General features: G+C 49.5%; 15 protein-coding genes. 4 read left to right on the top strand and 11 right to left on the bottom strand.

What is annotated here, in order from left to right; translation table 11 throughout:
• Positions 1-194: 194 nt before the first annotated feature.
• The 4 genes from AC286M_RS22350 to AC286M_RS22335 all read right to left on the bottom strand — a co-directional run bounded on the left by AC286M_RS22350 (position 195) and on the right by AC286M_RS22335 (position 6,795).
• On the bottom strand, positions 195-1,667 hold the full coding sequence (locus tag AC286M_RS22350) for an O-antigen polymerase (protein ID WP_488206491.1): 1,473 nt from the start codon (positions 1,665-1,667) through the stop codon (positions 195-197).
• A 162-nt stretch (positions 1,668-1,829) separates the two neighbouring features.
• Positions 1,830-3,101 (bottom strand): glycosyltransferase family 4 protein, encoded by a 1,272-nt coding sequence (locus AC286M_RS22345; RefSeq protein WP_488206490.1) that lies wholly within the window; start codon positions 3,099-3,101, stop codon positions 1,830-1,832.
• Positions 3,102-3,120: 19 nt separating this feature from the next.
• On the bottom strand, positions 3,121-4,461 hold the full coding sequence (locus AC286M_RS22340) for a flippase (protein ID WP_488206489.1): 1,341 nt from the start codon (positions 4,459-4,461) through the stop codon (positions 3,121-3,123).
• Positions 4,462-4,620: 159 nt separating this feature from the next.
• Positions 4,621-6,795, bottom strand: a complete 2,175-nt coding sequence (locus AC286M_RS22335) for a GumC family protein (protein WP_488206488.1) — start codon at positions 6,793-6,795, stop codon at positions 4,621-4,623.
• A 495-nt stretch (positions 6,796-7,290) separates the two neighbouring features.
• Here AC286M_RS22335 and AC286M_RS22330 point away from each other — a divergent pair, with 495 nt between their 5' ends.
• From AC286M_RS22330 to AC286M_RS22320, 3 genes are all read left to right on the top strand, one after another.
• A complete protein-coding gene (locus tag AC286M_RS22330; protein WP_488206487.1) occupies positions 7,291-8,493 on the top strand; it encodes a DegT/DnrJ/EryC1/StrS family aminotransferase in 1,203 nt (400 codons plus the stop codon).
• A 4-nt stretch (positions 8,494-8,497) separates the two neighbouring features.
• The gene (locus AC286M_RS22325) at positions 8,498-10,153 is read left to right on the top strand and encodes a GMC oxidoreductase (RefSeq protein ID WP_488206486.1); all 1,656 of its coding nucleotides are present in this window, start codon (positions 8,498-8,500) and stop codon (positions 10,151-10,153) included.
• A 456-nt stretch (positions 10,154-10,609) separates the two neighbouring features.
• A complete protein-coding gene (locus AC286M_RS22320; RefSeq protein ID WP_488206485.1) occupies positions 10,610-11,848 on the top strand; it encodes a nucleoside-diphosphate sugar epimerase/dehydratase in 1,239 nt (412 codons plus the stop codon).
• Here AC286M_RS22320 and tnpA read toward each other — a convergent pair.
• From tnpA to AC286M_RS22305, 3 genes are read right to left on the bottom strand one after another with little or no spacing between them, the layout of a single operon-like run.
• On the bottom strand, positions 11,811-12,254 hold the full coding sequence (tnpA, locus tag AC286M_RS22315) for an IS200/IS605 family transposase (protein ID WP_488202591.1): 444 nt from the start codon (positions 12,252-12,254) through the stop codon (positions 11,811-11,813). The two genes, AC286M_RS22320 and tnpA, sit on opposite strands and share 38 nt — an antisense overlap.
• 52 nt (positions 12,255-12,306) lie before the next feature.
• Positions 12,307-12,636: a hypothetical protein gene (locus AC286M_RS22310; RefSeq protein ID WP_488206484.1), complete on the bottom strand. Its 330-nt coding sequence runs from the start codon at positions 12,634-12,636 to the stop codon at positions 12,307-12,309.
• Positions 12,633-13,328, bottom strand: a complete 696-nt coding sequence (locus AC286M_RS22305; protein WP_488206483.1) for a phosphoribosyltransferase — start codon at positions 13,326-13,328, stop codon at positions 12,633-12,635. The genes AC286M_RS22310 and AC286M_RS22305 overlap by 4 nt, the downstream gene beginning before the upstream one ends.
• A 389-nt stretch (positions 13,329-13,717) precedes the next feature.
• Here AC286M_RS22305 and AC286M_RS22300 point away from each other — a divergent pair, with 389 nt between their 5' ends.
• A complete protein-coding gene (locus AC286M_RS22300; RefSeq protein ID WP_488206482.1) occupies positions 13,718-14,137 on the top strand; it encodes a hypothetical protein in 420 nt (139 codons plus the stop codon).
• 33 nt (positions 14,138-14,170) lie between these two features.
• On the opposite strand, the gene AC286M_RS22295 is transcribed toward AC286M_RS22300, so the two are convergent.
• The 4 genes from AC286M_RS22295 to AC286M_RS22280 form a co-directional block, all read right to left on the bottom strand.
• Positions 14,171-14,770 carry a hypothetical protein gene (locus tag AC286M_RS22295; protein ID WP_488206481.1) on the bottom strand — a complete coding sequence of 200 codons (600 nt, stop codon included), beginning with the start codon at positions 14,768-14,770 and terminating at the stop codon, positions 14,171-14,173.
• A gap of 35 nt (positions 14,771-14,805) precedes the next feature.
• The gene (locus AC286M_RS22290) at positions 14,806-15,996 is read right to left on the bottom strand and encodes an ATP-dependent 6-phosphofructokinase (RefSeq protein ID WP_488206480.1); all 1,191 of its coding nucleotides are present in this window, start codon (positions 15,994-15,996) and stop codon (positions 14,806-14,808) included.
• Positions 15,997-16,341: 345 nt separating this feature from the next.
• Complete coding sequence (locus AC286M_RS22285) at positions 16,342-17,172, bottom strand: metal ABC transporter permease (RefSeq protein WP_488206479.1); 831 nt, start codon at positions 17,170-17,172, stop codon at positions 16,342-16,344.
• Positions 17,169-17,993, bottom strand: coding sequence for a metal ABC transporter ATP-binding protein (locus AC286M_RS22280; protein ID WP_488206478.1), 825 nt, complete (start codon positions 17,991-17,993; stop codon positions 17,169-17,171). Before AC286M_RS22280 ends, AC286M_RS22285 begins: the two co-directional genes overlap by 4 nt.

Genomic DNA, 17,993 nt, shown 5'->3' with positions numbered 1-17,993 from the left:
GCCATTTGCCCCTACGGAATGGCAACGATTTCAGGCAATCTCTCTGACTTGTTTCACTAGTCTGCTTTGCTCCGTGCCAAAAGTATTGCCACTTTGCCTTTAGTAGCCTGTCAACCTTGTTTTAAGAGTTTTGATGGTTGATGTGCCGCGCTCCGCGCGGCACATCAACCATCAAAACTTAATTTACAGAGTATTTAGTGAAGCTGAGGTAGCCGAATGGCTCCAATGGCTACTAAATAAGCCAGCGTTGGCACAAGCATCATCAGCCAAGCGATACAAGCTAGACCTGTCGGTTCGGAGAACAAAAACAGCGTAATCACATAAGGTGCGATCGCAGCGGATTGATGGGCATACCGGATAAATGTATTGGCTAAGAAACGCTGAAACATGCCGTAGAGAGTAAAGACCATCAGCACGCCGGGTACGCCGTAGTTCCAGTAGGCTTCTCCCACCGCTCCTGGTGGAATGCCGAAATTGCTGCCATAAAAAACTTCGCCCACTCTGCCTGCCACTAAACCAGGCTTTCCTGACCACAGCGCCCGAGGCACAGGTAGCGTCAGCAAAGCCAGATAGGAACTGCCTTCTAGATAGTTCACCTGATTGGGTACTAAGGCCAAAATGGGAAATACGCCGGAGTAAACGCTGCTGCGCTCGGAGATTTCGCTCAAGCTGGTGCCCAGCGTGGATTCATTCGATGTCGCAGCGCTGTTTGATCCTCCCCGAAAGACGTTCCAGTTAATCTGACCGCTGTAGGTGCTGTCCCGCAGATTACCCAGTAGACCGAGAGCGAATAGGCCGATCAAGGCGATGGCGGTAATTCGCACTAGAGAAATTTTTTGCTCTCGTAAGAACCAGACCAGCAGCCCCATGACCATAAAGTAGATCACGCTTGACCGGGAACCGCCAACAATAAACGTCATCATCAACGACGTTATTGTGCAGCCCCAGAAAGCAGGAGTGGAGGTTGAGCGGCGATCCATCGCCAGCCAGCTTAGACAGGCGATTAATCCTAATTGCGTAAAAAACTGCCAGTAAAAATTGCCAGCCAAAGCTTGATTGCGGCCTGCTCCCCAGGACAAAATGTGGCTAATAATGCCGCCCCGTGACTGCATATAGACTGCAAAAATTCCGGCAGCAAATCCCACGGTGGCAATGGTCTTTTTGCCCAGATGGGCTGGCTGCTGAAAGCGAATATTGGGCAGTGCCCAAGCCGGACTGAGGAGAAATCCGGTGTACATAGCAACGATGCCAGCCGCTTGCAGCATCAGGTCTTTGAAGACCAGCATTGTCAGGCTCTCTGAACTCCACCCTGGTAAGGCAGCATGCCAGGGAAGTCCGGTGATGTAGACATCAAAGCGGCGCAGATGGGCGATCACGCTCCAAAAGATGACAAACATCAGCGGATGGAACCAGCCAAAGGTTGGTCGATAGAAAATAACGGGCAGTAGGAGCAGCACGCCATTGAGCACCAGCGCCAGATAGACCCATTCCATCCCCGATATTGCTGTTGAGTTGGACTGTTGCAGCAGACCAACGCTAATCAAAGCGAGCGCCATCAAGCCAATGATGGTAAACCGCTGTAGCGGCTGCATTGCCACAAATGGCGTTGACGAACTGCCTGCCAGACCTGGCAGGATAGGACGAGGGGATAGAATGGCTTTAGTCACGGCTTGATGGATGATAGTAGGACGACAGAAACTGAGGACTCATATGAAGTTCAGTTGAAAGCCACAATTTATTTTTTATGAACCGTTTGCGGAGCAAACGATTCATAAAAAATAAAGGCTCATGTTCAAAGAACGTGCAAACCCATCTTGAAATAGACAGGTTTAGGTATCGATTTCACATTGTCTGAACATGAGCCAAAATAAATTGTTTTTTGTATGCAGACTTGCTATCAGACGTTGATACATGGTCTGTAACGCTTGCAGTCCCTGGTCGAGGGCGAACTGCTGAGCGCGAATTTGGCCTGCGATCGCAAGGGCCTGGCGCTGTTCGGGAGACGATATTAATGACCGAATTGCGATCGCAAGTTGGTCGGCATCCTCAGGCGGCACGAGCAGCGCGGAACAGCTCGCTTGTCCATCCGCTTGCACCACATTGGGAATGCCATCAACATCGGTCGCGACAATGGGGATACCTGCCGCCATTGCCTCAATCAGGACAATACCAAAGGGTTCGTGACGGCTGGGCAAGATAAACAGGTCAGCGGTTGCGTAGGCAGCGGCCACTTGCTCCGGTGCGATCGCACCTGTGAATTCAAGGCGATTGCCGAGGCCCAACTCTGCGGCTAACGCTTCTAAATGCCGCTGGTAGGTGGCTGAACCACTGCCGACAATGCGAGCGTGAATGGGCAGATCCGAAAGCTGAGCCAAGGCGCGCAGGTATACATCTAAACCCTTGACGGGAAACAGTCGGGCAACCGTTAGCAGTTCCACCCTGTCCTGACTGTTCTGAGGAATACTGGACTGCTGACTGCGACGCTGAGCAATGGCTGTATAGGCTCGTAAATCAATAAAATTAGGCCAGAGCAGAGCTTTTGCCAGAGGAACCTGATAGTGGTTGACTAACCGATCGCGAAAGGCGGGAGTCGTTGCCCAGATTGCCGTATACAGCGTAAAGAGCAGCCGCTGAAATCCCTCATTGCGTAGCTGATTCATCCACACTTGAAAACGCGCTCTCTTGCCTCCGGTCGGCAAAAAATCCTCCAGGGTCGCCTTCTGAGCCGCTAAATCTGCTGTGTACTTGAGCAGTGAGGGAATGCGGTGCCAGCGAGCCAGGAGTCCCGTCATCAGCGCTAAATTGCCAGCCGCTGTCTGCATGTGAATCACATCCGGTTGCTGCTGGCGAATCAGCCGATTAAGCTGCCGGATTATGCCCAGATTGCGCTTCAATTTCCCGCTCCAATGGGGCTGCAGGCTGTTATCTAAAAAGGTGATGGGGACACCATCCCAGATACCGCTGTGTTGAGGATGGCCGTAGGTGGCGACCTGCACGGTCATGCCTTGGGCCATCAGCCCCTGGGCAATCTGCTTGGTTTGCAAAGATGGCCCCCCAACAGCCGGAGGATACACACCGGAAATGAGCAGTAGTTTCGGCATGGTTGTTTCGGATAGTCTATCAGTTTTGCAATTTGGTACGAGAGAGCAGTAAACGGAACGGCAGCAGCATGGATTTTGTCATTAAGTAGGCATTGCTGCGGGTGGCAGGCAGTAACCAGAAAAAGAGATATCCTCCGATCGCATAGGAAATCAAAGTTGCGATCGCAGCTCCAACCCCGCCATAAAGAGGAATGAAGAACAAATTGAGCGTAATATTGGCAATCAAGCCCGTTAGACGAGCATAAAAGTTATATTTCTGTAGTCCTTCGGTAATAATCCACTTACTTTGAGCAATGCCTAAGTAGGTGAATACTGAACTCAAAATATGGATTTTAAAGATGGGAATTGCGGCGATATACTCTGCACCATAGAGCTTAGAAATTAATAGTCCAGAGATGGGAATCAGTAACAGAATTAATCCATAAGAAACTCCACTATTCAAGTCATAATATTGCTGTAGCCGCTGCTGATAGATAGCGGGTTTGAGCTGGCGAGATTTAATAATTCTGGGGTATAGGGAAGATCCGATAATGATGGGCAGAAAAGCGGTTGCTTCGGATAAGGTTGCGGCACTGGCATAGATGCCAACAGCATGTTTATCCAGCAGATTTCCTAACATAATTTGATCAATGTTTAAGTAAATCACCGCCGCCGTTGATGACAGCACTAACGGCCACGACTCCCGCAGCAAATACTTTAGGCTCGACCAGTTGGTGCGCCATGACCAGATCGACTGATGCTGCTTGAGATAGAAAAACGCTAGCCCGAGAGCGTAAAGAAACGATTCCAAGACAGTTGCGATCGCAAATGCAACTACGGTTGCTTGCCAGAACAATAGGCCACTTTTGAGCAGTACGATCAGCAAAAAGCCGCTGTGCTCGGCCAGAACCACATACTTCGAAGCCACCTGCGATTCAAACCAGTTCTCGATTGGTTGGAACGAATTAAAGAAAAACTTCAGCGCTGCAATGGCAACCAATAACTGAATAAGAGGATGTCCAGGTGACAGCAGCAGCACGCCTACGATACACAGACCCATGGCCAAAATGCCGCCCACCAACTGTAGCGCAAAGGCTGTGCCTAGAATAAGCGGACTCTCCTGGGGTCTTTGCACCAAGTCGCGGGTAATGATCGGCCCCATTTTGATGGTGGATAGCGGGTCGAAAAAACTGACAAAGACCAGTGCGTATTGTAGCTGTCCAAACCCTTCTGGACGCAGGTAGCGAGCAATCCAGGTACCCACAATCAAGCTGATCAACATGCGTAGCACTTTGCCCGCAAACAGCCAGCCCGTGTTGTTCAGGATTTGAACGAACTCAGCATTAACTTGACCCTTTGATCGCACCAACTTGTGCAACATACCTAAACTATCTCCCGTCCAGCATTGGAGCGTATTGGCGGAGCAAGGAATTAGAATTATCTAAAGTCCGATTAAAACCCGATAATTTATGTTGTGTAGGGACATGGCATGCCGTGTCCCTACACAACATAAATTGGGTTCCTATACATGAACTTGATATCAGCCATGTACTCGAGGCGGGGCGGCAAGAGACGAGTCTTCCGTATGACGATCGGCATAGTTGCCCGCAAAATAGTAATAGCTGTCGGGTTCGTTTTCGGGAATCACACCATTAATCACCTGACCCAGTACTAACGGCCCGAACTGCGCTAGGCGCTCCTTCGCGGCTAGCGCACTGCCCATATCAACCACGCCCGGACGAGTTACCAGTAAAATACCGCTGGATAGACGGCCCAAGATTTGGACATCCGCCGTAATATTCAGCGCTGGCATGTCAATAATCACAAAGTCATAGTCTTCGGCGACCTGTTGTAGGAATGTAGCCATGCGCTGGGAGTCAAGCAGCGCAGTCGGATTGGGCGGCATCACGCCTGCCGTTAGCACATCCAGATAGGCCAGCGGTGTCTTGACGACAGAGGCCAGCGGGCAGTGCTCGACCATGACGTTACTCAAGCCCCGGTCGTTGATTACGCCCCAAATTTGATGCTGGCGCGGACACCGCATATCGGCATCAATCAGCAGAACTCGATGACCAAGCTGCGCTTTGGCCATGGCTAGGTTTGCAGAGATAACGGATTTGCCTTCACCCATCGTCGAACTGGTTACGACCACCGTTTTAATCTCTCGATCCGAGTTGAGAAACTTCAAGTTAGCCTGTAGCATCCGATAGGCTTCTGCGATCGCAGATTCGGGTTCATCCCGGACAATTACCTCTGAATAGCGCTCTGTGGCCCGGAAGCCGTAGAGTGAGCGGCTGATAATTTTATGGAGCGGAATCACGCCTAGAAGCGTTAGTTCAAACAGATTGCGGGCTTGCTTCGCTGTCTTCACTGACTTATCTTGCATTTCCAGCAGCACCGCCGTCGCCGCCGCCAGCAGCACCGCCATAATGCCGCCCGATGCTAAGAACGACAGCTTACGCGGCAAAATTGGTTTCTCCCCAACAAATGCGGTTTGTAAGATCCGGGCATTGCCAAAGTTTTGGTTCTCCGCAATTCGCGTTTCATGCAGCCGTTGCAACAGTAATGAATAGGTTCCTTGCGCTGCTTCCAGACGCCGCAGGAGTTCTCGCTGCTCTTGTTCGAGTCGAGGCAGGGTCGCTAAGCGCTGATCATAGAAGGTTTGTGCCGTTTCTAGGGTATTCAACTGTTCCACGAGTCCGCGTCGTGTCGCCTCGGCATGAGCCAAATCAGCCGCTAAGGCCGCTTGCAGCTCACCAATTTGCAAATTGACATTTGGATCGATGGACTGACCGTTTAGCGTATTGCCAATACGCTCTTGCAGGAGCGCTTGCAGGTTTGCTTGGCGATTGAGCAGGTCTTGCACCACGGGGCTTTCATCCTGGAACCGCACCCGCTCAATGGCGAGCTGTGACTCGACGGCTTGGTACTGGGTGAGAATTTCCTGCACCCCAGCAGACTGGCTGAGCGTGGTAATGGCAATGGCCTCTTGGGGCGACATGTTCAACTGCTGACTAAAGGCGGTTGACTGCTCTTGGGCGTCTGCTAGAGCCGATTGGGCCTCCGCTACCCGCTGTCGCAGCGCTTCTGCTGCCGTCACGACAGCTACCTTTTCCTCATCTAAAGAGGCCACTTGGTTGATTTCCTGGAACTGCCTCAAGTCTGCTTCTGCTTCTTGTACCCGAGCCTCTGCTCCCGGTAATTCCTGTTCAATGAACTGCCGAGCAGCCATCGCTTCAATCCGGTTCTCATGGACGTGATTTTCGAGATAAACATCCATGATGGTATCGACCACCGTCGCCGCCAATTCTGGATCAGGGCTTTGATAGGTGAGCAGCAAAATATCTGTACCTCGGACATTGGTGAGCTGCAAATGTTCCAAGAGTTCCTGACGTGAGGGGGGGGCGTTGTTGGAGCTGTTGGCCGAAATTCGTTCGAGGGCAGTTTGAACCATTTCCTCGGAGCGAATGACTTCCATCTCCGTCGTCATTGGATTGTTCGATTCAACTAACGGGTTGAATTCGCCCTCGGTTGTGCCTACACCCGTCAAGGCAGAGGTTCGATCGGCTGAGGTAAAGCGAATTTTACCTTCCGCCTGGTAAATATTGGTTTGTCGGGACAAAGCAACGACTGTGAGCGCCGAAACCGAAACAAAAACAACGCTTGCAGGCAACCATCTGCGCTTCAGAATGAACCAATACTGTTGAATATCCATGACCGTTCAACCAAAGATTGACGACCAATTTAACAAATGTGCAATCGCAAAAGGGTGCCACTTTGCCACTCCCTATTCAGGGCTAGAGATCTATCAATTGCTTTGGCATTTTGGCAAGCCTAGATAGCTCAGTCGCGTTAAAGTCTGACCAAATATAAATGACTTATTCTCTCAGTACTCTGTCATTTCAATGCATATCTAAGTTGACAAAAAATCAGCGGTTTTCTGCCATATTTTCTAGTTCCTCCTTCAAAGACAGACTGGTTTTAAGTAGATGGCCAAAATTAAACAATGCTGTAGGGTGGGTTGGGCGAAGCCGTAACGCACAATCTACACAGCTTTTATGTATTGTGCCAGCGCTAGGGGCGAATGGCTATTCGCCCCTAGCAGTTGACAGGAACCCAATACTTATTGGTTACTCGTTATTAGTTATTAATGCTCATGAGAAAAGTACAGCTTGCATGGCTCAGAACTCAAATTTTAACTCGGAAAATATTGCGTGTCGCTCAGGCAATTGCTAAGCACGAAATCTCTCGCTATCCGGATTTTATTGAAGCATTTGAACAGCGTTATGCGGCTGCGGTTGGTCGGCAATATGGGCTGACATTTTGCAATGGCACGTCTGCAATTGAGGCTGCTCTATTTGCTGCCAATATTCAGCCGGGAGACGAGGTGATTGTGCCATCTTGTACGTTTCATGCTTCGATTGATCCCATTTTGAATGCTGGAGCTATTCCCGTTTTTGCCGATATCACAGAGACGACGCTAACGATTGATCCGGTAGATGTTGCTCACAAGCTAACCCCGAAAACCAAGGCGGTGATTGTGGTTCATCTGTGGGGCATTCCTGCCGATATGCAAAAACTGCAGCAGATTTTAGCAGGGCGTAACATTGCGCTGATTGAAGATGTCTCTCATGCACATGGGGCGCGGTGGGGCAATCGCGCCTGTGGAGCTTGGGGCGATTTTGGTGTTTTCAGCCTTCAGGGTAGTAAGCCCGTTGCCGCCGGTGAAGGCAGTATCGTGGTCACGGATAACTGGGAGCACTACATCCGGATGTCGGCCTGGGGCCATTTTGATCGGCACAGCCAGCATTTTGCTGCCGTTGGTCTAGAAGCGTTTTCGGCTACGGGCATCGGTTATAAACGCCGGATGGCACCGCTGGGAGCCTTACTTGCGGATGTCGATTTGGATTACCTCAATATCTTTAACCGCGTTAAGCAGCAGCATATTGAAATGCTCGATCAAGAGCTGAGCGATATTGAAGGCATTGAGCGGGTGCAGCTACCCTCGCCTGCCCAGCGGGGTGGGTTTTATCAAGGCTATCCAGTTCGGATTGTTCAGCCAGGTGTCTCGGCTCAATCTGTTTTAGCGGCTTTCGCGCAGGCAGGGGTTCAAGCGCAAGCCTATCCGTTTGCCTTGCACCATCGGCTACCCGTCTATACCGACTTGGCTTTTCGCCAAGCGCTGTTAACTCAGCAGCATCCCTCTCAATCGGTTCAATCCCAGGTGCATCTGCCTGTAACCGAAGCGTTGGAGACGCAGTTGATTTTGCTGTCACCCAACTACCTTTTAGCGCTGGATCGACAGGTCTTACACCGTCTGAAAACCGTTCTGGTTTCCGCCTTGAGTGCTGATGGTGAGGATTGTATGACTCAGCCAGCCAGCTTAGCCAAACATTTATCACTTACCCATTAGGAAGATGACATCCATTATCGATGCTTTTCACGTTGAAGATAATGCCTTACTACAAGCCGATATTTGCATTGTGGGTGGAGGTGCCGCTGGTATTGCGATCGCAAAAGAGTTTATCCATACTCAATACCAGGTCTTATTACTCGAAAGTGGCGATTTTGAACACGATAATCAGACTCAATCACTTTACGATGTAGAAAATGTTGGTCACCCCATCCGCCTGGAGCGCGGCTATGTTTCTCGTAATCGCTACTTTGGTGGTTCAACCAACACCTGGGCCGGACGCTGCATTCCCCTTAACGATATTGACTTCCAAACGCGGTCGTGGGTGAAAGACAGCGGTTGGCCGTTTAACAAAGCGACCCTGGAGCCGTTTTATCAAAGAGCTGCCCGTTTGTTAAAGCTACCGTCCTATCAGAAGTTTCAGGCTGATCAGTGGCAACAAAAAGTTCTTGATCAGCGAGCTCATTTCCTGTTTGATGATGCGGTGCTAGCTCCGGAGGTTTCGCTGTTTGCTTCTTCTCCGCTCAAGATGGGAAAAGTTTATCAGCAAGATCTCCTACAATCTGGCAATATTCGGATTTGCACCCACGCAAACGTGACTGAAATTGAGCCAAACCCTGAACAAACAGCGATTGAGCAGCTCCAAGTTAGGACCCTCCGAGGCAACCAATTTTGGGTAAAGGGGCAGGTTTATATTTTGGCCTGTGGTGGTTGGGAAAATGCCCGCCTTTTGCTCTTATCGCAACGTTATTCTCCCCACGGAGTTGGCAATGCCTATGACTTAGTAGGCCGATACTATATGGAGCACCCCAAAATTCATTTGGGCAAAATTTATCCCATTGCAAAAACATTGCGATCGCCTATTTTTCTAGACAGTATTCGTACCCGAAATGGATTTGCTCAGTTGGGAATTCGACTGACCGAAAAGCAACAGCAGCAGGCACAATTGCTCAATCACTATATTGAATTAATACCGGGTTATCCGCCAGGTATGCCTGAAGCGAGTAAAGCCTTCCAGTGGACAGGTAGCTGCTTAAAACGCTTCAAATGGAATGCGATTCAAGCGGATGATCTCAAAGTATTTATTCCCCATCTTGATGATTTAACAAACTACTTTATTCGTAAGCATTTAAACTGGCCTATTACTTATCCTTATATTTCTGTGCTTAATCATTTTGAGCAAGCTCCCTATCGAGAAAGCCGCGTTACGTTAAGTCGCCAGCGGGATATATTAGGACAACAGTTATTGCAAGTTACACTCCGCATCACCAACCAAGAAAAAGAAAGTTTAGTCAAGTTACACCAGATCCTAGATCATCATTTCCAAGCCTTAGGAATTGGTCACTTGAGCAGTGACATTCCCAATATTGACAGTTTATGGCCTGATCTGACGGATTCATCACATCATATGGGCACAACCCGCATGAGCAATAGTCCCCGTACGGGCGTCGTTGATAGAAACTGCAAAATTCATGGCTTAGCAAACATCTTTATTGCTAGTAGTTCGACCTTTCCAACAGGTGGTCATGCCAACCCTACGTTAACAATTGTAGCCCTGGCATTAAGAATTGCAGATCATCTAAAAACTAACTTCTTACCTAATCAACAGACTCCCCAAACATTAACTACAAAAGCACATCTCATGATGCTCAAGAAATAATTTCTCTTATAATCTCAAGTTTGTTGTGATAGCTCGCGGTGCATCCAGTCTCGAAACTGGATGCATTTTTTTTGAATGGCAGGTATATTGTGCTGGCATTTTGGCATTTTAGATTCCGTATAAATACAGTAGTCTTTCACTATTGCTCCTCATAGATGATTTTTGTTTAAGTAAGATCCGCTTTTTAATCTGCTTGTTAAAAAGACTAATTCAGAAAGTTGATGAAAGAGTTGATGAATTTACTTCTCTAGATCATTCAGCACTAGCTTAAAGTATCAGACTTGAATACTGGCTTTGAATACTGTTCGTATAGAAATATTTTCAGAATTAATTCTGTTTTTGACAATTTAAGTAGAAGCAAAGCCAACGTTAATTTCTTTTTCAAAAATAATTCTAGGTGTCATTTTTAACTCACCAAAGAGGTTAAGGCGAATGTTTTATGTCGCACCTAAAAAAATGTCCAGATTGCGAAACCGCCACTTTGCGATCGCAGATATTCTAATATTTTTTATTTCTCCCCTACTTGCACTTGGATTGCGCCTCGATGGGGATGTGAATTTCAGCCTTTATCAAATGGGGCTACTCTGGCTCACTCTGCATTTTTTGTTGATTAAGTTTGGCATTCTCTATGCCATGGGTTTTTACAAACGCTTTTGGCGCTATGCCAGCATTGATGAGCTACAGCAAATCGCGTTAGCCATGGTGGCCGCGATTGTGTTGCAGTCTCTGTTTTTCTTCTGGGGACAAGCTTTAGACATTACGCTGTTTGAAGAGTTGCCCCGTTCCCTGCCGCTGCTGGATGCAATTGTCAGTTTCTTGCTGGTGGGAGCGATTCGATTTCGGATTCGGGCTATTGAGCACAGTCGTTACCATCGTCGCGCTCTATTCCGCCGCGATCGCGTTTTAGTGGTGGGAGCTGGCAGTGCGGGTGTATCTCTTGTGCAAGAGATGCAGCGCAATCCCTCCTTGGGGCTGCGACCCGTTGCTTTTGTGGATGATGACCCAGCTAAGCTCAACCTGCGCATTCGCCGCTTACCAGTCGCGGGCGATCGCTACTGCATTCCTGAACTCGTGCGATCGCTGCATGTGCGGAAGGTGATCATTGCCATGCCCACGGCTCCCGGTAATGTGATTCGCGAAGTATTGGACATCTGCCAGCACGTCGGTGTGCCGACCAGCGCCCTACCGGGTATTCACGAGATTCTCAACGGTCGGGTGTCCATTGGGCGAGTGCGGGACGTGCAGATTGAGGATTTGCTGCGCCGCGAACCCATTCAGATGGATGTGGAACAAGTCTCCCATCTAATTCAGGGACAGCGGGTGATGGTGACCGGAGCGGGAGGCTCCATTGGTGGCGAACTCTGTCGCCAGGTGCTACAGCGCGGCCCAGCCGAATTGCTGCTGGTTGGCCACGGAGAAAACTCTGTCTTCAATATTCAGCAAGAGCTGGAAAAAAGCCTGAGAAATTTGCAGGCCGAGCAGCAGTGGCCGTATCTGCCCAAGATCTCCGCTTGCATTGCCGACATTCGCTTCTTGCCTCGGCTAGAGTATGCCTTTAAGGAGTTCAAACCCCAAATTGTCTTTCATGCGGCGGCCCATAAGCATGTGCCGATGATGGAAATGAAATACCCCGCCGCAAGCGGACGGGGTATCAGAATCAAAAAAGAGCAAGTTGATTATCCCGATGCAATTTGAGGTAATCTTTGCCTTGGGCTTGAACATATTTGGCGATCATTCCTTCATCCCCGTGGCGGCCTACTGTACTCGCAAAATATCCATCACTCCAAAACTCGCCTCCCCAAAGTTTCTGCTTCACTTGAGGGCATCGTTTGAAGACTTCTCGTGCAGTTAAACTTTTCAGCATCGTTACCAGTTTGGTCACACTATAGGTCGGCACGGACTGCACTAGAAAATGGACATGGTCTTTGTCCACTCCAATTTCGACAAACTTCACCTCGTAGCGTTTCTCGATTTCGAGGCAGACCTCTCGCAGAACCGCATCTACTTGCTCATCAAACACAACCCGTCGATACTTTGCTGGAAACACTAAGTGGTATAGCAAAACTGTTACGTTATGACTCTTGTGGATGTACTCACTCATTCTTAGATCTTACGCCGCAGAGCGGCGGGGAATGGACCCCAAGAGATTCAATCTATTTTTCAGATGCTTTATTAAGGAGAATTGGCTGTTGCAGATTCCAGTCAGCACTACTACAAATTGCCTCTAAGTTTCTGACTCGTTCTTCTAATCGGGCAACCGTTTGGTTGAGCTGTTGTTTGTTTTCTGACTGCGGTGGCCGAGTAGCGAGCCAAATTGCAGACGTGCTAACGCTAGCCCCTAAAAGCACTAAAACAGGTAGCAGTAGTCCAGTATTAGTAATCGCAACTAGAGGAATACAAATGCCGAACATGCCAATGGAAATCCCCCAAATTGCAGCAGTCGCTCGTACTCTTGGGTCACGCTCGGTGTAGTGCTGTTTCATAGTGAATTAGCCCCTAGTAATGTTGATGGTTGTTGACTCGATTGGATGGCCTGCGCTTGCCAAGCTAGCCGATCGCACACTTCCGCATCAGATGTTTGACGAAAGTCTTCGTACCAGAGAGCAATGGCATGAAACGGGAATGGAGTCGCTACGCATACGACCCGATCGACTTCAGCCATGAGCATTTGGCAAACCTCTTCGGGCGCGACTGGAACAGCCACAATTAGCTCTCGGGGATCTTGGGATTTAAGAATTGCGATCGCAGCTCGGATAGTAGCTCCAGTGGCAATACCGTCATCTACTAAAATTACCCTTTGATCGCGGATGAGGGGCTGAGAGCGATCCCCCCGGTACACCCGATCCCGCCGCTGCAACTCCCGCAGCTCTCGGGCGGCGACAGCTTCAAGGGTTTTATCAGTAATGCCCAGCCGACTAATGATCTCATAGTTCAGGATGCGGACACCACCACTGGCAATGGCTCCCATCGCCAATTCAGCGTGTCCCGGTACACCCAGCTTGCGCACCAGACAGATATCCAGCGGAGCATGGAGAGCTTGAGCTACCTCAAAGGCAACCGGGATGCCGCCTCTCGGTAAACCTAACACCAATACATCTGAACGATGAGCGTAGGATTGGAGATGCTTGGCAAGCTGCCGCCCCGCTGCGGTGCGATCGCGAAATGGAATTATCATGGCGCTGAATCTCCCAATAGAGTCGGTGAGGACTTCAGCAGAGCCTATAGAGAAAACAATTTGTTTCTTTAAGCTGGGAAGTCGATAAATAGACAGTCCTAATCTTATTTTAGGAAATTTTTAGAAGAGGATAGCCTGGAATAAAAATAGGTTTACATAACCCGTTTACAGCAATATTAAATCGATGAGGAACTGAGTTAGGACACGACCATTTTTGTGCGCGGCGAAGCCGCGCACAAAAATGGTCTAACCAATATGACTATGGCCATATATCGAGCTGTAAGAGAACAAATTTAAAGGAGATAAACAAATTCCCTTAAGGTGAAAACCGTACCTAAAAACTGAGCGATAATAAACTTAGAACATGTCTACAGAGGTGAAAAAAAGCCATGACGATCACCCTGTCGCTACAAGCCCAAATTATCGCTCTTTGGACCGTATTCCTGTTTGGCACGGTGTTTCATACCCAGCTCGCGCTCATCCCGCTGCTATACGGCTCCGAGGTGGCGATGCCCCATGCCCACGGCAAAACTCCCATCTCTCATCTGTGGGCCATGTTGGGGTTCTTCATCATCCCAATGGTGATGATTACTCTGACGGCATTGAATGTTTCTCCCCTCTACCGGGCTATTCACTTTGGGCTGAGTTTGTTCTATACGGTGATGAACTTTCTGCACGTTGCGCTCGACCTGCGAGTAAAACCCGTGGAGTGGTATCAAATCGCCCTGGTGAGCGTATTATTTGTTGTTGGTTTATTGCTCAACCTGTTGGCATTCCAGTGGATGATGCAGCCAGTTATGCTGTCGTAATGATGTGACAACTGGACAACTGATTAGCTTAGCCTAAATGCAGGTTTCATCCGACCAATCCTGATGGCCTCGCCCCGGTTGGCAGCGGTACTGCCGTCCTGCCCGCTGAATAGTCCACTGGTTATTTTGTCGCTGCATATCAAACCGATAGCGAATCCCGGCCAGAGAATCATCCAAAAGGCCACCAGTCGTGACCGTGACCATTACCTGGTCGGGCGATTCAACGTTTGGACCAGAGAGCAGTTCGATATCAACTGGAGCTGCTGGACGCAGATTGGCAGTTGCGATCGCAAGTTCCAGCGGGTCGGCTCCAGTACGGTTGGCAGCGGGGATGCTTGCCAAAATGTTCACATGACCCGCTAGGGTTTCAGAATCTCGCCACACATTGGCCATAATAGAATCAGCGGCCAAGAGTTCCGGCTGCATCTTATCAATTTGGCTTTGCAGCAGCCAAATGGCTCTGTCCTGGTGCGGTAGGCCCGTGTAGTATTTGACAATGTTAATTAACGCGATCGGTGAAAGTGTCTCCTGAGTCTGGGCTAGCGACTTCAGCCCCAGCCCAATAGTGAAGCTACCTAACAGACCGCAAATGGCGAGCAGATACAGAACTGTGCCTTTAAATCGATTTAGCATAACTAATCTCCTTTTTTAGAGGCTTTTTGATGTGTTTAATCCCTATCCATGAAATGGGCAAGGTAGGCCGAATCCCCCAGATAAATTCCTAACGACGTGGCCACTTGTACCATCGTGCTATGAGGGTTGACTGGACTGGGACAGATCTGCTTCAGGTGTCGTTCTTTAATGACCTGAATCACCTGATCTAAAGGTTTTCCTCGAACTTGCCCGGCTTCCCAGGCTACCAGTTGACCATAATGCTCAGCGGCAATCAGATCGACCGCTTTTTTCCCAAAGGCAGAGGCGAGCAGACGGTCAAAGGCAACGGGTGTACCTGAGCGCTGAATGTGTCCTAATACCGTTGAACGGGTTTCAATTTGATCCAACTCACAGTAGCGTTTCTCACCGGAACCGCACAGGTGCTTTCCGTGCTGCTTGATTTGCTCAGCCAGATATTCAGCGATACATTTGTCCTTTTCTCCAGTGGCCGTTTTCACTCCTTCAGCAATTACCACGAGGGCAAAGCGACGACCTTTCTGGCGCATATCAGCAATGCGATCGCACATTTGATAAATCACGACAGGAATTAGTCTGGGGACAAGTTCCGGCAGCAGAATGATGTCTGCTCCACCCGCAATTCCTGCATGCAGCGCCAGATGCCCCGCATCCCGCCCCATCACCTGAACCACCATAATCCGATCATGGCTAGCAGCGGTGAACGTGAGGTCATAGAGACAAGCCGTTACGGTTTCAACCGCTGTGCTAAACCCAATAGATTGTTCGGTAAAGGGAACATCATTATCGATAGTCTTGGGAATGGCAATGAAGTTCCAACCGCCCAACTGAGCCAGATCGTAGATAATACGCAGACTGCCATCTCCTCCAATAGCAATCACTGCGTCCAGATTCATCTGCTCATAGCCCGCCAGGATTTTAACCGTGATACCTGGGATTTCTGGATGACCCTTACTTAACGAACCCAATACACTCCCGCTTAAAAACTGCAGGACATCAATCCCCTGCAATACCCCCGGCAAATCATAGCCATGCTCCGTGAGGAGCAAATCCTGGGGCTGGAAGTGGCCTTCACTCACCTGAATAAACCCATCAGTACCATAGGGAATGCCGTAAACGTCCCAACCTCTATGAGTGGCGCATTTCACTACGGCTCGAATGACCGCATTCAGTCCTGGACAATCGCCACCGCTAGTAAGAATACCAATTCGTTTCTTATTGCTTCCCATAGCGACATTTTGAATGGGTGCTGCGATCGCTACTATCAACTGATATGCAATCCGGTTAAAAACCCATTGTTTATTTTTTGTGAAAGGCTGTCTAAGCCAGCATTTCACAAAAAATAAACAGGGTTCATATACACGGACTTGATCTTACATAGCCAAAGTACGCAACAACCCCTTCAGCGCTCCTCCAATTAGCGCAATACAGATCTCCATATTTCTTTTCGGTTCGGAGTCAGACGCAGGAGTCCACCTACTTTCTAGCCTAGGTGATGCAGCAGTTGACAACTGCATTCTGAAAGTTTCTGTTATAAAGTTTCGCGTGCAGCAACATCTGAACTTCAACCTTTGTTATCTAGACTGTCGGTGGCCCTGGAGCCGAGCTTTAATGGGAGCCACCGTCATGCTGAGCAGGTAAGCCAAACCGGCAATCAGAATAATAGTGGCTCCAGAGGTGAGATTAAGGCTGTACGACAGCCACAGCCCAGTGGTGGTGAACAATACACCCAGCAGGCTAGCCAGCACCATCATTTTCTTCATGTTACTCACGAATTGGTTACTAATGGCAGCGGGCATCGTCAGCAGTGCAATCACCATAATCAGCCCCACCACGCGCATCATCATCACCACAGTAAGCGCGATCAGGCACATCAGCGTCAAATAGATGGCGTTGACGGGTACATTGACGACTGTGGCAAACAGTTCATCAAACGAAATGGCCAGTAGCTCCTTATAAAACAGAATGACCAACACCAGGATGATCAGATCCAGGACAAACATAATCCATAGATCGCGGGCAGGTACGGCCAAAATGCTGCCAAATAGATAGCTCATCAGGTCGGCTTTGTACCCTTTAGCCAGATCCACCAAAATGATGCCGATCGCCATGCCCATAGCCCAGATGACGCCGATGATGGTGTCTGTACGCTGGTGGGTGTGTCGCTCCACCATGCCCATCGCCAGAGCCGCTCCCACGCTGAACACAATCGCCCCAATAATGGGATTGAACTGAAAGAAATAGCCCAAGCCAATGCCGCCATAAGCTGCATGGGCAATGCCGCCACTGACAAAGACAATGCGGTTAATCACCACAAAGGTGCCAACAATGCCGCAGGCCAAGCTGACCAGCACTCCGGCAATTAGGGCGTTGCGCATAAAGTCGAACTGTAAAGCTTCAATCATGGCTGGTTGTCCTGAGATTGTTCGGCGGCATGTTCGGCAAAAACGCGGTGGGGAACACCGTGGGCAATCAGATCGACGGGACATTCGTAAACCATTTCCAGCATTTCGGGAGTGATTTGCTTTTCGCCGTGGTAGTAAAGCTTGCGGTTGAGACAGCCAACGGTCTTGACGCAAGCTGCGATCGCACCAATGTCGTGGGAAATCATCAAAATCGTCAGATGCTGGTTCAGCTCTTTGAGCAGTTCATACATATGGTATTCCATATGGGGATCAATGCTGGCCATCGGCTCATCCAGCAGCAAAATTTTGGGGTCGGTGGCCAATGCCCTGGCAATAAAGGCTCGTTTTCGTTGCCCGCCGGAAAGGGTGCCAACAGCCCGCTGTCGCAGAGCCAGCAGACCTACGCTTTCTAGTGCTTGGGTGACCCACTTTTCATCCTCCTGGGTGTAGCGCTGGAGCAAGCGGCGGTGTCCCAACCGCCCCATCATGGTCACTTCCCAAACGGTAATTGGAAAACTGCGATCGCACTCTAAATGCTGCGGCACATAGCCGACATAGCGCCGCCCCCGCTGCACCGTCCTCCCCATAATCCGCACCGTGCCCCGCCAGGGAGTCAGCAGCCCCAACAAAATTTTGAAAAACGTCGTTTTACCCCCACCGTTCGGGCCAATCAGCCCAATAAAATCCCCCTCTCGCACCGTCAGACTAATATCCTCTAGGACGGCTTCCTGGTCGTATCCTGCCCATACCTGATTGACCGCAATCACAGGGACAGATTGAGGCAGTGGCAAGGGATCGGAGAGAGAACTAGAGTACTGCAT

Source organism: Thainema salinarum CENA647, from assembly GCF_057732415.1.
The sequence above is the reverse complement of the archived record's forward strand: the minus strand, read 5'-3'. Positions and strand labels throughout refer to the sequence as shown.